Raw genomic sequence first — 16335 nt, forward strand, 5'->3', positions numbered from 1 at the left:
TTTCATACAAAAAAAACCTCCTTATAAGAAAAGGAGGTTTTTAACATTTGTTCATGGCTTCATATTTATGATATTGCTTCTTCATCTCCGTCATCAATTCATCCAGCTGAATAAACGAGTGAAATTGAGTCGGTTTTGTTAAAATAAACGCCATTCGCTCCGCCCAATTGATCGGTTCCGCGGGAAAATGCTTTGTTTCAAGCACAGTCCAGTCGAGTGATGTGACCCGCTCCCCTGCCGTCCAATGAAAAGCGGCAATCAGACAGGCTATTCCCTTCAGCATGTCATTTTGATCACATCTCGATTTTCTTGTTTGAAAAACGGGGAGCAGCGTTTCTTTCGTTTCATTCCAAATCTGAAACAGAAACGGGACATATTCGCCCCTTTCCCTCCATGGCTGCACTGTTGGCTGACCGCTGAAATCCATATACAGCGGATGGCGGCGCAGCGCCGCTTTGATCTCGAAGCTTTCCAAGTCCGTAAGGCTGCGCAGGTATGTTTCATAGCCTGCCAGAATGTCAATCGCCGTCACCGTTTCACCAGCCCTTTTTTGTCACGCTTCTGCCCTTCTCTGCATAGCGGAAGCAAAGGACATTCCGCACAGCGGGGAGATTGCGCTTTACAGTGATACCGGCCGAAAAATATTAATCTGTGATGCGTAACAGACCAATCCTCTTTCGGCACTTTTTTCATTAATGTTTTCTCTACTTCCAAAACAGAGTCCTTCCAGCGGCAGATGCCGAGCCGTTTAGAGACCCGCTCCACATGAGTGTCTACTGCGATCGCAGGTACGCCGAAAGCAACAGACACGACCACATTTGCCGTTTTCCGTCCGACACCCGGCAGCTTCACAAGCTCATCCCGGTCTTTCGGCACTTCTCCGCCGTACTCTTCGATGATCATTTTGCTCAGCTTTTGAATATTTTTGGCTTTATTACGGTACAGACCGATTGATTTAATATCCTGCTGGAGTTCTTCCAGCGATACGGCAAGATAATCTTCGGGCCGTTTATATTTTTGAAATAGCGTTTTTGTCACTCTGTTGACGAGAGCGTCCGTACATTGCGCGGATAATGCGACTGCCACAACCAATTCGAAAGGATTTGAATGGACAAGTTCACATTCTGCGTGCGGAAACATATCGCCGATTTTTTCAAGACAATATTCAATCTGCTTTAAATTTAACACGTTTCTCCCCTTCTCATGTTATTGTTCCAGCCAATTGTAAAAAGGCACCTGCCTCGTATACTCTTTTTGCGGATCATTCTGTTTCGTTTGAACACGCCGGAATTTTTGGCTGTGCGCCTTCGCCTGCTCAACCGTTTTGAAGCCGTTCTTTTTCCATTCAAATAAAATCCGGTCAATATAGCGAAAACTGAGTTTCCCCGATAAAACGGCTTCTTTTAAGGCGTGTTTAATCAGAATCGCATCATGCTGATCCTGATCCTGCCATATGGCCAGCGTCTCGCATTCAAGCGGCGACAGCGGTCTTCCGAACTCTTCTTCAAAGATGGTATACAGGCTTTTTTGTTCTCTTTCTGACGTTCTTTCCTGCGTTTCATTTTGAGAATGCTGCATGTAATCATACAGCTTCGCCCATAACGGCTGCAGAGAATATTTTTCAAACTTTATGCCGTTATGGTCTTCACATTCTTCAATAAACAGAAAACCTTTTTGAATAAACATTCTCAGGCAGCTTGTACATTCTTCAGCAGAGATGGACATGCCTGATTGAAGTTCAAACGGCGTCGGAAAATAAGAGCCCTTTTCCAAATGCATTTTAATCTTCAAAAGCAGGATCAATTCGGTTTCATTCAGCCCGAGCTGCCGGTAATGTGTCAGCAGCAGGTTGGGAATGCTTGAAATGCCGAGTTCCTGCATATCTATAAATTGCTGTTTTTTCATCCTTACACCTCTTACTGTAAAAGGTTATCTCCGGGAGCTTTCCCCTTTACTTAGAAAAAGTCTCCCTTGCAGGAGACTTCGTTTTTCATAACTATTACGGATACAGACGGTTCAGAAGTCTCGGGAACGGAATCGTTTCACGCACGTGAGGCGCTCCGCTGATCCAAGCCACTGTCCGCTCAAGTCCGAGGCCGAAGCCGGAGTGCGGAACAGAACCGTATTGTCTGAGTTCAGCATACCATTTGTAAGCATCTGAATCCAGACCGTGTTCTTTTAATCTTTCTTCCAATAAATCCATATCATGAACGCGTTCTGAACCGCCGATGATTTCCCCGTAGCCTTCCGGAGCGATTAAGTCGGCACATAACACGACATCGTCACGATCTTTGGCAGGCTGCATATAGAACGGTTTTAATGACGTCGGGTAATGAGTGATAAACACCGGTTTGTCATAGCTTTCTGCGATCGCTGTTTCATGCGGCGCGCCGAAGTCATCTCCCCACTCAATATCGTCAAAGCCTTTTTCTTTCAAGAATTCGATCGCTTTATCGTACGTAATGCGCGGGAATGGCGCTTTGATTTGTTCAAGCTTCGATGTGTCTCTTCCTAATGTGTTCAGCTCGATCTTACAATGTTCCAGCACACTTTGTACGATGTATGCAACATAATTCTCCTGAACTTCAAGGTTTTCTTCAAATTCAACAAATGCCATTTCAGGCTCAATCATCCAGAATTCGATGAGATGGCGTTTCGTTTTCGATTTTTCCGCTCTGAACGTCGGTCCGAAAGAGAATACTTTTCCGAGCGCCATTGCAGCTGCTTCCATATACAGCTGGCCGCTTTGAGACAAGAAGGCGTCTTCATCAAAATATTTCGTCGCGAACAGCTCAGTCGTGCCTTCGGGAGCGCTTCCCGTCAAAATCGGCGGATCAACTTTCACGAAGCCTTCTTTGTTGAAAAATTCATAAGTCGCACGGATGATTTCGTTGCGGATTTTCATAATTGCATGCTGGCGTTTCGAACGGAGCCATAAATGTCTGTGATCCATTAAGAATTCCGTACCGTGCTCTTTAGGCGTAATCGGATAATCAGTCGCTTCGTGAATGACTTCAATGGATGTAACAGCAAGCTCATAGCCAAGCGGTGAACGCTCGTCCTCTTTCACAATTCCTTTTACATAAAGTGACGTTTCCTGCGTCACTGACTTCGCAATTTGGAAGATGTCTTCTTCTACTTCAGCTTTGACGACAACTCCCTGAATGAAGCCGGTACCGTCTCTCAGCTGTAAAAATGCGATTTTACCGCTTGAGCGTTTATTAGCGACCCAAGCTCCAATCGTTACTTCCTCGCCTGTGTGTTTATACACTTGGTTGATTGTTGTTTTCAAACTCTTTCCCTCCAGAACAAGAAAGACATTCAGGAATCTGCCTGAATCTCTTTTTTCATCACTTTATTATACCCGTTCTACTCTAACGGGGTCAATGCAAGTGAAAAGCGGCTTTAAAAGCCGCTTTTTCAGAATCAGCTGTGTTTTTCCGTAAAGCGGCGGATTCTCTTGACCGCTTCTTCTAAAAGATCGAGTGACGTTGCGTAAGATAAGCGGACGTTGTCCGGTGAACCGAAACCCGAGCCCGGCACGATGGCGACTTTTTCTTCTTCCAGAAGCGCCTTGACGTATTCATCGACATCTTTGAATCCGCAGTTTTCTGCGGCCGCTTTGGCGTTAGGGAACAAGTAAAACGCTCCTTCAGGTTTGACACAGGTGAATCCGGGAATCTCACTAAGCTGAGCGTAAATGGTATTCAGTCTGTGCTCAAATGCCTGTCTCATCTCTTCCAGCGGCTCAGCCGGCCCGTTATAGGCCGCAATGGCGCCGTATTGAGCGATGGACGTCGGATTTGAGGTGCTGTGGCTCGCAAGGCTCGTCATCGCTTTAATAATCGTCTCCGAACCCGCTGCATAGCCGATCCTCCAGCCCGTCATGCTGTGAGATTTCGAAACACCGTTAATGATGATCGTCTGCTCTTTCAATTCACTTGAAAGCTGTGCGATTGAGACGTGTTTTTTTCCTCCGTATGTAAGCTTCTCATAAATCTCGTCAGAAACGATCAGAATGCCATGCTCCAGACACACTTTTCCGAGTTCCGCAAGCTCTTCTTTCGTATACATAACACCTGTCGGGTTGCTTGGTGAATTGATAATGAGCGCTTTTGTTTTCTCGGTGATAGCCTGCTTCAGCTGCTCCGGTGAAATTTTAAACTGATTGGATTCCAGCCCTTCTGCATAGACGGGACGCCCCCCTGCCAGTTTCACCTGCTCAGGATAGCTGACCCAGTAAGGAGTCGGTATAATCACTTCATCCCCTTCATCGAGAATGACCTGAAATAATGTATACAGAGCGTGTTTCGCTCCGGTGCAGACAATGATTTCTGACGGCTTATATTCAATCCCCTGATCGTTTTTGAATTTTTTTGCGATACTGTCTTTCAAGGCCGGCAGACCGCCTGAAGGCGTATATTTTGTGTGGCCTTCATTCATGGAACGCACCGCGGCATCTATAATGTGCTGAGGCGTATTAAAATCCGGTTCTCCTGCTCCGAGGCCGATGACATCATGGCCTTCTGCTTTCAGCTCTTTCGCTTTTGCAGTAATTGCAAGTGTTGCAGACGGTGTTAATGCGGATACTCTTTTTGCCAATTTCAACTTGAACTCCCCCTAATACGTCTCACGGTGTGATGTTTTTGAGAATCTTGCCGCTTGTAAAGTCCACATAGCTAAAGCTATACTGCCCGCTTTTGTTGATATAGGTCACTTCCCATAACGGAACATTGTTTTCTCTCGCCGGGTGAACACCATTCAGCTTGGAAACAAGCCCTTCGTCCCGAACGATCTTGGCAGCCTTGCCGCTTGAAATGCCGTCACTGGCTTTTTTTGAGAGAATTTTTGCTTTTTTGTCGGCCGGAACCCATACATACATATCTTTTCCATGTTTATCCGTTCCGGTAACAACATAATATTTCTGTTTGCCGACAAAGGTCTCCACTTTCTCAGCATCTGTCAGATTCGTTTTTTCTTTAGCGGCTGCGGCAGCTGTTTCGTGGCCTTCTTCTTTTTGAGCCATTGCAGATTTAAAAATGCTGGCCGAAAATAAAAGAACTGCTAAAAAAATAATACCAAATACGGCTGTAAATATTAATGCTTTTTTTCTCATCTTTTTCACCTATGTGCGATAAATGGTGAAGACCGCTTCATTTTGATTTTCTTCGTCGAGCGCAAGGCCGAACATCAGGTTGTCCCGTTTCAAAGTCCGGTTTAATGTATCGACGATTTTATATAAATCATCTGAATGCTCCACATTAATCGTTGACAGAATTTCAATTTTGCTTTCCATTTTTATACCCTCCATCGGTCGAACAAATTTTGTTAGTCATAACGGGATGCGCCCGCGGCATAATAAAATCACAAGGCGGCATGAACCCGCTTTTACTATAAAAACAATTCCTCATCCCACACCACGAAAGCCGCGTTTATGCGGCTTTTATTCCGTTTGGCTGACATAAGCCCCCAGCTCGGCATCCGTCAGCTCCAAAAGGGATGAAGTCGGGAGCGCTTCAAGAAACAGCCGTCCGTATCCCGCCGTCTTTACACGCTGATCTAAAAGAACGATCGTTCCCTTGTCTCCCGCCGTACGGAGCAGGCGCCCGATCCCCTGTCTGAACGTTAACACGGCCTCAGGCAGGGAAATCGTCTGAAACGGATTTTTCCCCTGCTTCTTGGCAAATTCGCATTTTGCGGCGTGAAGCGGATTATCAGGTGCCCTGAAAGGAAGTCTTGCGATCATGACGGTTGACAATTCATCCCCCGGAAAATCAACGCCTTCCCAGAAATGATTCGTCCCGAGCAAAATCGCCCGGCTTGCCGTTTTAAAGGTTTTCATTAATTTACCGGGACTCCCGCCTGAAATACCTTGGGCGAGAAGCTGAATGCCTGAGATCTCCATACTGAGTTTCAGTTCCTGATACACTTTTTTCAGCATATCATGAGACGTAAACAGGACAAGGATCTTCGGCTGTTTTCCCTTTGACATGATTTCTGCATACTTGGCAATATGCTCAATGACTTCCCGCTCCCCGTCATATTTAACGGATTTCATCTCTTTCGGAATGATGACGTTCATCTGATCATCGTAAGAAAAAGGAGACGGGATGCTTTTGGTGCGCGGATAAAAATCCGAAAGTCCGAGCCTTTCAATCATAAATTGAAAAGACTGCTCCACCATTAAGGTCGCTGATGTGAGCACAACGCTTTTTTTGCGGGCGAAAAACTGGTCTGCCAGCATTTCACCGGGCTCCAAAGGCTGCGCATAGATGCTGACGGCATTTTTTGCGCCCTTCGCATCAATTTCAACCCAAACGGCTTCTTTCTCATCATTTTCAAACAGCAGCCTGCTGAACGTATCGCGATATTCTTTCAGCCCCCTGATACACTTTACATATTCGCCCGCTAAAAAAGCCGCTCCGCTTTTCATCTGATCAAGCTTTTGATGTAACAGTTTCTCCTGTACGGAAAACATGTCAAGCAGCTGATCCAGCATCGCACAAAGCCGCTCCGCTCCGTCCGTTATCATGTGAAACCCCTTATCCTGGCTTTTATGATTGAGACTATAGACGAGACGGTTCAGATCGTCTTTAGGTTTTCTTCGTTTGACAAAAGAATGCACTGAACTGAAAAATGCGTCGCTTTCCGATTGAATATGCTTCATCCACTCATCGGCGTCAAAAAAACTTTCCGCCGGCAGTTCATACGTATAAAACAGTTTTCTCATCCGCTTTAACAGTCCGTGTTCCTTTAAGGTTCCGATTCGGCTGAGCTTTGTGTGCAGTCCGATGTATGAAGCTCTCTTCCCCAGGTGCTCGCTGGCAGCGCGTTCGAAATGATGCGCTTCATCAATGATGACCGTTCCGCTTGCAGGCAGTTTTTTCGTTTCACTGCTTTGATCTGAAAACAGCAAAGCATGGTTTGTGATAATCAGATCTGCGGCCTGCGCTTTTTCTTTAGCCCGTTCATAAAACCCCGCAGCCGAGTCCTTCCCTTTTTTCATAAAAGAATTCTCATCGTAAGCCATGCGCTCCCACAGCAATCTGCCGCCTGATGGAAGATTCAGCTCAGCGGCGTCGCCCGTTTCAGTCTCCGTCAGCCAGACGAGAAGCTGCGCTTTCGTCAAAACCGCATCATAGTTGTCATCTTCCTCATGCAGAATATGTTCAAACTTCGGCAGGCACAGATAATGTGATTTCCCTTTTAAAATAGCGGCTTTGACCGGCCAAGGAAACATACGCTCCAAAAGCGGAAGATCTTTAGACATGATCTGCTGCTGCAAAAGAGTAGAGTACGTGCTGATAATGACGGGAGTTTGTTCCGCTTTGGCAAATAAAACAGCCGGAACGAGATAACCGATCGTTTTTCCGATGCCGGGCGCCGCTTCAATCAGCGCATGCTCCCGATTGCGGAAGGCGCCAAGCACTTCATCCATCATCGTAAGCTGTCCTTTCCGCTTTTCATAGCGGGGGATGATGCCGGACAAGATCTGTTCTTTTTCTTCGTTCCACTTTTCAAGGTCAATGGCCGCATTCACCGGACGGGAAACCGGAATTTGATCGGGCTCTTTAATTGAAAAAGAGGCGTATGGAATGCAGCTCTTTTCTTCCGCCGGCCTGCTTTCATGTATAAAGGAATCCAAAAGCAGCGTCAAATCGCTGATAAAATGCTGTGAAAGCCTTCTAAGCTGCTTTAACGTCGGTAAAGGCAGATGTTTCAGTTTATGTAAAATGTCTAAAAAGACCAGTCCCGTAACCTCCGCATCGCTGTCTGCGCGGTGAGGGCGGTCATGAACAATATTCAGCTCTGCGCACAACTCACCGAGCTTATATCCTTCAAACCCCGGGAAAACAATACGCGAAAGCTCAACCGTATCAAGCACTTCACAATCCGGCAGCTCATAGCCCGCTTCGCTCAGTTCATGCCGGACAAATCCGAGGTCGAAATGAATATTGTGGGCAACAAAATACGCGCCGTCAAGCAGATGAAAAATCTCCTCTGCGACCGCTTCAAACGGCAGTTCATTTTCAACCATTCCGGACGAAATTCCGGTCAGCTGTTCAATAAACGGCGGGATGGCCTGATTCGGATTGATATATTTTGAAAACCGCTCAGTTATTTGTCCATTTTCAATGACAACCGCTGCGATTTGAATGATTTTATCGCCCTTTTTCGGCGAATTTCCTGTTGTTTCGACATCTATGACAACGAACCGTTGTTTGTTCATTAAAATGGACACCTCAATTCTTGCTTACGAGAAAAGTGTAACACGTTTTGTTGAGAAATGGAGCGGAAAAACAGCTTTTGCCCCTAAATCTTAAAAGAAAACCCCCATGAAGGGGGCTCTTTTACAAAATCGTGTGTGCCGGTTCCTGGCCCAGCATCTGCTCGATTTTATTCTGATCATCCAGAACGGCCACCTTCGGCTGATGGCTTTTTGCTTCCTGATCAGACATCATTTGATAAGAAATAATAATGACTTTATCTCCTTCTTGGACGAGACGGGCGGCAGCTCCGTTTAAACAGATGACGCCGCTCCCCCGCTTACCGGGAATAATATACGTTTCAAGTCTCGCTCCGTTGTTATTATTCACAATCTGAACTTTTTCATTAGCGAGCATTCCGACGGCATCTAAAAGATCTTCATCAATCGTTATGCTGCCGACATAGTTTAAATTGGCTTCCGTCACGGTAGCGCGGTGCAGTTTTCCGGCCATCATAGTGCGGTACATATTATGATCTCTCCCATTCATCAATATCAATAATGATATTATCAATCAGTCTGGCTTTAGAAAATTGGACGGCGCAGGCCAGAATGACCTTGCCGTTTAATGTTTTAAGCGGAGTCAGCTCCGGATAAGCGTACAGTTCGGCATAATCAATGACGCCGCTTGTGTTTTCGATGATACCGGTGACGGTTTTTATAACGGTTTCCGGATTTCTTTCACCGTCTCTGATCAGTTCGGCACCTTGCTGCAATGCTTTATAGATCATCGGCGCTTCTTTGCGTTCCTGCTCAGTCAGATAGACGTTGCGAGAGCTTTTGGCAAGTCCGTCTTCTTCTCTGACCGTGTCCACTGCAACCAATTCGATATCCATAAAGAAATCCTCAATCAATCCGTCCACAACCGCTGCCTGCTGGGCATCTTTCAGGCCGAAGTAGGCGCGGGTCGGTTTAACGAGATTGAAAAACTTCGTCAGCACAGTGGCCACTCCGTCAAAATGGCCGACGCGGGAGGCGCCGCACAACACGTCAGTTCTCCTTTTCACTTGCACGGCAACATTTTGCTCGCCTTTATACATGTCACTTGGAGACGGCGTAAACAAAACATCTGCTCCCGCCTGTTCTGCAAGCCGGGCATCGCGCTTTAAATCTCGCGGATATGCTTCGTAATCCTCGCCCGGTCCGAATTGAGTCGGATTGACAAAGATGCTCATCACGACAATATCGTTTTCTTTGTTTGCTTTTTCAACCAGCGTCAGGTGTCCTTCATGAAGAAAACCCATTGTCGGGACGAATCCGATCGTCCGGCCTTCTGAGCGGTATTGTGCAATTAATTCTTTCAGCTGTTGAGTTTCTGTCAGTTGTTTCATCGCTTACTTTCCTCCGTATAAGCCTTGCAGCACAGTTTGGTTTATCTGAAAGGAATGCTTTTCTTCCGGGAAAACCCGTTCTTTCACATCACGGACATAATCACTGAGGGCCGACTCAATCGTGCCGTCGATTTTGGCGTATTGCTTCACGAACTTCGGTGTTCTGTCCACGCCGTGGCCGACGACGTCATGATAGACAAGGACTTGGCCGTCCGCTTTTGAACCGGCTCCGATACCGATGACGGGAATGGATACTTCTTCTATTATTTTAGCAGTCAGTTCAGCAGGCACACATTCAAGCACGAGCATCATCGCTCCCGCCTGCTCGCATTTGATGCTGTCTTCAATGAGCTTTTTCGCGCTTTGCTCATCTTTTCCCTGCACTTTATATCCGCCTAATACGCCGACAGACTGCGGTGTGAGGCCTAAATGGCTGACGACGGGAATTCCGCCGAGAGTCAGCGCGCGGATGGATTCGAAAACGCCGTCTCCGCCTTCCAGCTTTAACGCGTCCGCGCCGCTGTCCTGAATAATGGCCGCGGCGTTTTTCAATGTATCCTCTTTTGAAAGGTGGTAAGACATAAACGGCATGTCAGTTACGATAAACGTATTTTTCGCACCGCGTTTTACCGCTTTTGTATGGTGAATCATGTCCCTGACCGTTACGCCGACGGTTGAATCGAGTCCGAGCACGACCATTCCGAGCGAATCCCCGACTAAAATCATGTCGACTCCCGCCTGTTCCGCAAGCTTTGCCTGCGGATAATCGTAAGCGGTCAGCATCACGATCGGCTCTCCGTTTTCCTTCATTTTCATGAAATCCAGTTTTGTTTTCATTCTGTTTCTCCTCCTCTAAACGGTGAGGAGATGAGCCGCCAATTCTTCGCAAGCAAAAAAGCCTTCTGTAAAATAAGAAGGATTCCCACTTGTTTAACGTTCGGCGAATGTCATCCCTCTGTCCCAGTCCTTTTTTGGATCAAGGCAGACTTTTCGTAATCTCTGTTCTGCTGATCAGGTGCAGTTCATTATGATACTGCCCATAGGAAGTATACCAAATTCACGAGGCTTGTACCAACTAAGATTAATTGAGCTCAATATCGGCAGAATAGATCTTCTTTATACCGTCTCTCGTTTCCAAAAGAAGAACTCCCTCATCATCAATGCCGAGCGATTTCCCGTAAAACGTTCCTTGCAGCGTTCTCGCTCTGAGCTCGTTCCCCAGTCCGACCGCATAGCTTTCCCATAGCAGCTTGATCGGTGTAAAGCCGTGGTTCAAGTAATCCTGATAGCGTTTTTCAAAAGTCAGCAGAATCTCTTGTATCAGACCCGCTCTGTCAATTTTTTCGCCGGCTTCCATGCTCAGGCTCGTCGCAATGTCCTGAAGCTCGCCGGGAAAATCGGTTTCCTGCTGGTTCACGTTGATGCCGATCCCGAGAATAACCGAACGGACACGGTCCTCTTCCGCCTGCAGCTCAGTTAAAATCCCGACGGCTTTTTTGCCGTGAATCATTAAATCATTCGGCCATTTAATGGCGGCCTGTACGCCTGTAAAAGCCTCGATGGCCTGTACGACCGCAACGGCGGATAACAGGGTGAGCTGCGGCGTTTTTTGCAAAGGAACGTCGGGTCTCAGAATGAGGCTCATCCAAATCCCGTTTCCCTCCTGTGAATGCCATACTCTGGCCATTCTTCCTCTGCCTGCCGTTTGTTTATCGGCGACTACGAGGGTCCCTTCCGGCGCGCCGTCATTGGCAAGTTCATGAGCGGTTTTTTGGGTGGACGGCAGGACGTCCCGGTAATGAAGCTGTTTGCCCAAAACTTCTGTTTTCAGTCCGAAACGGATTTCGGATTCACTGAGTTTCCCCGGTTTTTTAATGAGCCTGTACCCTTTTCGTCTGACCGCCTCAACCTCATACCCCTCTTTGCGGAGCTCCTCTATATGTTTCCAAACGGCGGTTCTCGAGCAGCCGAGCGCGTCACTTATTTTCTGCCCGGAGATAAAGCCGTCACCCGCCTCAGAAAATAAATCAATTAATCGGGTTCTTAATGTTGATCCCATGATGCGAGCCACTCCTTTATGTCATGTTTTCGGTTAGGGAGCTTCCCTGCCAATACCGCTTCTTCAATCCGGCGAAGTTCTTCGGCCACCCATTTACCCGCGCGGCGGTTTCTGAGCTCCATCAGATCAGCGCCTGAAATGTCGAGGTCTCGAAGGCTTTTGATCGGCAGCTGCTCATACAGGCTCTGAACTTCTTTCAGCTTTTGTTCATCAATCGTCCTATGCTGTTTCAGCATCTCGATTTTAACGGCTGAAAACAGCGCCTCTCCCGCCCGGTACATCGCTTCTGCTTCCAGCTGCGCCGGATAAACGCTTATGATCTGCACCGCTTTTTTTATGACTTTTCCCGGCAGTTTCCATTGTTTTAAAAACGCCTCGGCGCTTTTCGGACAAAGACCAAGAAACAATAACAGCGCTGCCCAGCGTTCTTCGCGTGCATCTAAAGAAGAAAACGGAAAGCCGCTTGCTTCAAGCATTTGCTGCTCATAACCGGAAAGGACGGGCAGCTCTTGTATCAGACCTGTCTGCACCATCGTTTGAATCGCTTCTTGTGAGAAAGCGCCCTGCATCAGCTTTTCAAACTCGACGGTCTTTCGTTCTACTGATACATGTGCCATAAGCTCCCTGTCTTTTATGACGGCCTCTCTTGTATCTTTTTCTAACAGAAAGCCGAGCTGACTCATAAAGCGGACGGCTCTCATCATCCGCAGAGCGTCTTCCCGAAAACGGTCTTCAGGGTTACCCACCGTACGGATCAGCTTTTGTCCGATATCATGTGCGCCTCCGAAATAATCAAGCAGCTCTCCTTCGGCAGACATCGCCATCGCATTAATCGTTAAGTCTCTCCGCTTTAAGTCTTCTGATAAAGAAGTAATGAACCGCACAGCTTCAGGGCGCCGGTAGTCCTTATATTCTGATTCGGCACGAAAAGTGGTGACTTCATAGGTTTCATCTTCCCACAGGACGATGACGGTGCCGTGCTCTTTTCCTACATCGACAGTCCGCTTAAAGAGACGCTCCACCTCATTCGGCAAAGCGCTGGTTGCGATGTCCACATCACCTATTTTTCGTTTCATATAGCTGTCTCTGACGGCTCCCCCGACAAAGTACGCCTGATGGCCCGCCTTCATCAGATGATGAAGGATGGGGAGGGCTTTGACAAATTCCTGTTCCATAAGATCACTCCGGTCCTGCCAATTCGTCATAAATCCGTTCATACTGACTGACGATTCTTTGCGAAGAAAAGGCGGTCTCCACCATTTTGAGCGCATGATCAGTCAATCGTTTGCTGAGCTGTTTATCTTCTAAAACAGCAAGCGCTTTTTCAGATGCTCCCTGAATATCGCCGACTTCCACCAGAAAACCGCTTACTTGATCTTTAATCACTTCGGGGATGCCGCCGATATTTGTTCCGATACACGGCACGCCGCAGGCCATCGCCTCAAGGAGGACGAGTCCGAAACTTTCTTTTTCAGACAGAAGAAGCTTAAGATCGCTGATGGAATACAGCTCTTCCACCCTGTCCTGATTTCCGAGGAGCAGCACTTGATCCTGCAGTCCGTATTTTTCGACAAGCTGCCAAGCGACGCACTTTTCCGGCCCGTCACCGACAAGCAGGAGCTTCGCCTTTGTGTTGGCTGCGATATTACGGAAAACGCGGATGACATCTTTAACACGTTTTACTTTTCTGAAGTTCGAAACATGGATGACGACCTTTTCATCCGGCAAAATACCATGTTTCTCTTTTATACTCTCTGTATTTTTCTTAAGATAAACACGTTCATCAATAAAGTTGTAGATGGTCTCAATTTTTTTATCCGGCTTGATTAAGTCATACGTTTCTCCGGCAAGCGCGGTTGATACCGCCGTCACTCTGTCGGACGCTTCGATGGCAAAACGGATTAAATCTTTTAATGACGGATCATATCCTAAAACGGTGATGTCCGTACCGTGAAGCGTCGTCACGATGCCGATGTCACGCTTGAGCATCTGCTTGGCGAGATAAGCGCATACCGCATGCGGCAGCGCATAATGCGCGTGAATGATATCAAGATTTTCCCTCGCGGCCACCTCGGCGATTTTGCTCGCCAGCGTAAGGTCATAAGGCGGATATTTAAATACCGCGTATTGGTTGACTTCCACCTCATGAAAATGAATATTCGGATGATATGTATTTAATCTGAACGGGATGCTTGATGTGATGAAATGAACCTGGTGCCCTTTTTCCGCAAGCAGCTTGCCGAGTTCCGTCGCAATAATACCCGAGCCTCCGACACTCGGGTAGCATGTAATCCCTATTTTTAATGGTCTCATTGTCCGCCCCCAAAAACATCATCATTCAAAACGGGAAGCTGTTTTGAAAAGAAGCCTTCAGCATACCCCGTCCCGGCTTCTTTGCCATACAGTCTTTCCCGCGCTTCCACCATTTCGATATAACCGTTGGTCAGCGGTGTGTTCACTGACTGCGCCGTAGGAATAAACTGGCTTTGATAGGCGTGCAGGCTTTCTTTTTTCAGATCGATGGTTTCCGTTATGTCGATTACAAAGTCCGGACGGTGAAACCCGTTGATCATATAATAGTATACGCGCTGAGCCTTATGAGCCGGCAGTTCCTGATGATCTCTGTATTTATGAATTCCCGCCGAGAACACCGCCTCTTCGACCAAAGCCGCCGCATTGCCGTGGTCAGGATGGCGGTCTTTCGGATAAGGCATGAAAACGGTTTTCGGCCGGCAGGCTCTGATGACACTGACAATCCGGCGGATGCCGTCCTCACTTTTCAAAAGCCCGCGGTCGGGAAGCGTAAGCTGGATTCTCTCTTTTACGCCGAGAATTCGTGCCGCCTCTGCCGCTTCTTCTTTTCTTATCCCTACCGTTCCGTTAGATGATAGTTCGGCCTCGGTCAAATCGCATATCACCGCGGTTTTTCCTTGAGCCGTAAATTTTGCGATCGTGCCGCCCATACCGATCTCGACATCATCACTATGAGCGCCGAACGCCAGAATATCAACGTGTTCAGACATTCGGCTCTCCTCCGCGCACAAGATTGCGGAAATCAAATGCCCCGCCGTCCAGCGTCCGGACGAGGATTTCCGCTGTTCCCATATTTGTGGCGAGCGGGATCGCGTATACGTCACACAGCCGGATCAGCGCCGAGACATCCGGTTCGTGAGGCTGCGCAGTTAACGGATCGCGCAGAAAAATGACGAGATCCAGGGCGTTTGCCGCAATCAATGCGCCGATTTGCTGATCTCCGCCGAGCGGGCCGGATTGAAAACGTTCAACGGACAATCCGGTCGCTTCCTGGATTTTTAAGCCTGTCGTACCCGTCGCGTATAACTCATGATGGCTCAATATATCTTTATATGCGGTCGTAAACTGAACCATATCCTGCTTTTTTTTATCGTGAGCAATCAAAGCAATTTTCATTGATGTTCTCCCCCTTGCCGATTCAGTCGATAATATTTTCGAGTCCGTATACAAGCTGGTCGATTTTCATCACTTGCTCCACTGACAGCTTCACTCCTGACATAAAGGAAGCCCGGTTATAGGAGTCATGGCGCAGTTTCAGCGTTTGGCCGTCCATGCCGAACATGACTTCCTGGTGGGCGATAAGGCCCGGCAGACGCACGCTGTGAAGGCGGATGCCGTTTAATTCAGCACCGCGGGCGCCCGGCAGAATTTCTTTTTCATCAGGATGGCCCTGCTGCTTTTCTGTACGGACGCTTGAAATCATTTCCGCTGTTTTCAGCGCCGTTCCGCTCGGGGCATCCAGCTTTTGATCATGATGAAGCTCAATGATTTCTACATCTTCAAAATAGTTGGCGGCCATTTGTGAGAACTTCATCATCAGCACCGCGCCCAATGCAAAATTCGGAGCGATGATGGCGCCGATTCCTTTTTCTTCAGTCAAAGCTTGAAGCTCCTCTAAATCCGCTTCAGAAAATCCGGTCGTTCCCACAACGGGGCGGACGCCGTGTTCAAGAGCGGCTTTCGTATGTTTTTTGCCGATTTCAGGCGTTGTCAAATCGATCAGCACATCCGGTTTTGTTTCTTGGAAACATGCGCGGATATCCGTATAAATAAGAGCGTCTGAATCAGCTGACATCACTTCCCGCAATGTTTGCTGATCGTATGTATGGTCAATAGCGCCGACAAGCTCAAAATGAGGCGTGCGGACGGCAAGTTTTACGGCCTCCTGGCCCATTCTGCCTCTCGGTCCGGCAATGACGACTTTAATGGTTTCATTTGACATGGTTTCTCCTACTTTCCTTCTTCTTTTCTAGTCCAGCGGTCTTTATCACGTGTATTAAATTTATGCATGACGCGGTTATGAGCTTCCTCCAATGAAATATCAAGGGAGTTGGCGAGGCAGATCAGGACGAACAGCACATCGCCCATTTCCTCTTCCATGCTTTTCTCATTTTCCGTCGTTTTCTTCGGCTTTTCCCCATAATAATGGTTGACTTCTCTTGCAAGTTCGCCCAGTTCTTCCGTGAGACGGGCCATCATGGCAAGCGGGCTGAAATAGCCTTCTTTGAATTGGCCGATATATTCATCGACCTCAGCTTGTAAGTCTTTCATCGTTTTGTCACTCACTGTGCGAATACCTCCTGTCATCTCTTCCATGTTAGCTAATTCAAGTACATTTGACAAATGTTAAAAACGGCAGTTTGCTG

18 protein-coding genes are annotated in these 16335 nt (G+C 47.5%); all 18 read right to left on the reverse strand.

Features of this window, described 5'->3' with window-relative positions; translation table 11 throughout:
• Positions 1-40: 40 nt before the first annotated feature.
• The 18 genes from OWN49_RS14225 to OWN49_RS14310 all read right to left on the reverse strand — a co-directional run bounded on the left by OWN49_RS14225 (position 41) and on the right by OWN49_RS14310 (position 16255).
• A complete protein-coding gene (locus OWN49_RS14225; RefSeq protein ID WP_046559838.1) occupies positions 41-532 on the reverse strand; it encodes a YpoC family protein in 492 nt (163 codons plus the stop codon).
• Complete coding sequence (nth, locus tag OWN49_RS14230; RefSeq protein ID WP_003153517.1) at positions 529-1188, reverse strand: endonuclease III; 660 nt, start codon at positions 1186-1188, stop codon at positions 529-531. The genes OWN49_RS14225 and nth overlap by 4 nt, the downstream gene beginning before the upstream one ends.
• An 18-nt stretch (positions 1189-1206) precedes the next feature.
• Positions 1207-1905, reverse strand: a complete 699-nt coding sequence (gene dnaD / locus OWN49_RS14235; protein ID WP_003153516.1) for a DNA replication protein DnaD — start codon at positions 1903-1905, stop codon at positions 1207-1209.
• Between the two features lie 94 nt (positions 1906-1999).
• Positions 2000-3292: an asparagine--tRNA ligase gene (gene asnS, locus OWN49_RS14240; RefSeq protein WP_003153515.1), complete on the reverse strand. Its 1293-nt coding sequence runs from the start codon at positions 3290-3292 to the stop codon at positions 2000-2002.
• A 134-nt stretch (positions 3293-3426) separates the two neighbouring features.
• Positions 3427-4608, reverse strand: a complete 1182-nt coding sequence (locus OWN49_RS14245) for a pyridoxal phosphate-dependent aminotransferase (protein ID WP_070082022.1) — start codon at positions 4606-4608, stop codon at positions 3427-3429.
• A 22-nt stretch (positions 4609-4630) separates the two neighbouring features.
• The gene (gene tseB, locus OWN49_RS14250) at positions 4631-5116 is read right to left on the reverse strand and encodes a cell wall elongation/penicillin-binding protein regulator TseB (protein WP_014305291.1); all 486 of its coding nucleotides are present in this window, start codon (positions 5114-5116) and stop codon (positions 4631-4633) included.
• A gap of 9 nt (positions 5117-5125) precedes the next feature.
• Entirely contained in the window at positions 5126-5296 is a 171-nt protein-coding gene (locus OWN49_RS14255; protein WP_003153512.1) for a YpmA family protein, read from the reverse strand.
• A gap of 147 nt (positions 5297-5443) precedes the next feature.
• Positions 5444-8230, reverse strand: coding sequence for an ATP-dependent DNA helicase DinG (gene dinG / locus OWN49_RS14260; protein ID WP_176283396.1), 2787 nt, complete (start codon positions 8228-8230; stop codon positions 5444-5446).
• Positions 8231-8351: 121 nt separating this feature from the next.
• Entirely contained in the window at positions 8352-8735 is a 384-nt protein-coding gene (gene panD, locus OWN49_RS14265; protein WP_003153510.1) for an aspartate 1-decarboxylase, read from the reverse strand.
• 1 nt (position 8736) lies between these two features.
• Positions 8737-9597 carry a pantoate--beta-alanine ligase gene (gene panC, locus OWN49_RS14270; RefSeq protein ID WP_058906142.1) on the reverse strand — a complete coding sequence of 287 codons (861 nt, stop codon included), beginning with the start codon at positions 9595-9597 and terminating at the stop codon, positions 8737-8739.
• Positions 9598-9600: 3 nt separating this feature from the next.
• The gene (gene panB / locus OWN49_RS14275; RefSeq protein ID WP_176283397.1) at positions 9601-10434 is read right to left on the reverse strand and encodes a 3-methyl-2-oxobutanoate hydroxymethyltransferase; all 834 of its coding nucleotides are present in this window, start codon (positions 10432-10434) and stop codon (positions 9601-9603) included.
• A gap of 244 nt (positions 10435-10678) precedes the next feature.
• Positions 10679-11656: a bifunctional biotin--[acetyl-CoA-carboxylase] synthetase/biotin operon repressor gene (locus OWN49_RS14280; RefSeq protein WP_003153505.1), complete on the reverse strand. Its 978-nt coding sequence runs from the start codon at positions 11654-11656 to the stop codon at positions 10679-10681.
• Positions 11641-12831 carry a CCA tRNA nucleotidyltransferase gene (locus tag OWN49_RS14285; protein ID WP_176283398.1) on the reverse strand — a complete coding sequence of 397 codons (1191 nt, stop codon included), beginning with the start codon at positions 12829-12831 and terminating at the stop codon, positions 11641-11643. Before OWN49_RS14285 ends, OWN49_RS14280 begins: the two co-directional genes overlap by 16 nt.
• A 4-nt stretch (positions 12832-12835) precedes the next feature.
• Complete coding sequence (gene bshA / locus OWN49_RS14290) at positions 12836-13969, reverse strand: N-acetyl-alpha-D-glucosaminyl L-malate synthase BshA (protein WP_077722513.1); 1134 nt, start codon at positions 13967-13969, stop codon at positions 12836-12838.
• Complete coding sequence (gene bshB1 / locus OWN49_RS14295) at positions 13966-14679, reverse strand: bacillithiol biosynthesis deacetylase BshB1 (protein WP_003153501.1); 714 nt, start codon at positions 14677-14679, stop codon at positions 13966-13968. Before bshB1 ends, bshA begins: the two co-directional genes overlap by 4 nt.
• The gene (gene mgsA, locus OWN49_RS14300) at positions 14672-15085 is read right to left on the reverse strand and encodes a methylglyoxal synthase (RefSeq protein WP_003153499.1); all 414 of its coding nucleotides are present in this window, start codon (positions 15083-15085) and stop codon (positions 14672-14674) included. Before mgsA ends, bshB1 begins: the two co-directional genes overlap by 8 nt.
• 22 nt (positions 15086-15107) lie before the next feature.
• The gene (gene dapB / locus OWN49_RS14305; RefSeq protein WP_003153497.1) at positions 15108-15911 is read right to left on the reverse strand and encodes a 4-hydroxy-tetrahydrodipicolinate reductase; all 804 of its coding nucleotides are present in this window, start codon (positions 15909-15911) and stop codon (positions 15108-15110) included.
• 8 nt (positions 15912-15919) lie between these two features.
• Positions 15920-16255, reverse strand: a complete 336-nt coding sequence (locus tag OWN49_RS14310; RefSeq protein WP_003153495.1) for a nucleotide pyrophosphohydrolase — start codon at positions 16253-16255, stop codon at positions 15920-15922.
• Positions 16256-16335 lie beyond the last annotated feature (80 nt).

The organism is Bacillus sp. NEAU-242-2 (genome assembly GCF_027853835.1).
Classification (GTDB): Bacteria; Bacillota; Bacilli; order Bacillales; family Bacillaceae; genus Bacillus; species Bacillus velezensis.

What these genes read in the sequence shown, in the direction of transcription:
- dnaD (WP_003153516.1), bottom strand. Translation starts at nt 1,905, where the DNA reads ATGAAAAAACAGCAATTTATAGATATGCAGGAACTCGGCATTTCAAGC.
- tseB (WP_014305291.1), bottom strand. Translation starts at nt 5,116, where the DNA reads ATGAGAAAAAAAGCATTAATATTTACAGCCGTATTTGGTATTATTTTT.
- OWN49_RS14255 (WP_003153512.1), bottom strand. Translation starts at nt 5,296, where the DNA reads ATGGAAAGCAAAATTGAAATTCTGTCAACGATTAATGTGGAGCATTCA.
- dinG (WP_176283396.1), bottom strand. Translation starts at nt 8,230, where the DNA reads ATGAACAAACAACGGTTCGTTGTCATAGATGTCGAAACAACAGGAAAT.
- panD (WP_003153510.1), bottom strand. Translation starts at nt 8,735, where the DNA reads ATGTACCGCACTATGATGGCCGGAAAACTGCACCGCGCTACCGTGACG.
- panC (WP_058906142.1), bottom strand. Translation starts at nt 9,597, where the DNA reads ATGAAACAACTGACAGAAACTCAACAGCTGAAAGAATTAATTGCACAA.
- panB (WP_176283397.1), bottom strand. Translation starts at nt 10,434, where the DNA reads ATGAAAACAAAACTGGATTTCATGAAAATGAAGGAAAACGGAGAGCCG.
- OWN49_RS14280 (WP_003153505.1), bottom strand. Translation starts at nt 11,656, where the DNA reads ATGGGATCAACATTAAGAACCCGATTAATTGATTTATTTTCTGAGGCG.
- OWN49_RS14285 (WP_176283398.1), bottom strand. Translation starts at nt 12,831, where the DNA reads ATGGAACAGGAATTTGTCAAAGCCCTCCCCATCCTTCATCATCTGATG.
- bshA (WP_077722513.1), bottom strand. Translation starts at nt 13,969, where the DNA reads ATGAGACCATTAAAAATAGGGATTACATGCTACCCGAGTGTCGGAGGC.
- bshB1 (WP_003153501.1), bottom strand. Translation starts at nt 14,679, where the DNA reads ATGTCTGAACACGTTGATATTCTGGCGTTCGGCGCTCATAGTGATGAT.
- mgsA (WP_003153499.1), bottom strand. Translation starts at nt 15,085, where the DNA reads ATGAAAATTGCTTTGATTGCTCACGATAAAAAAAAGCAGGATATGGTT.
- dapB (WP_003153497.1), bottom strand. Translation starts at nt 15,911, where the DNA reads ATGTCAAATGAAACCATTAAAGTCGTCATTGCCGGACCGAGAGGCAGA.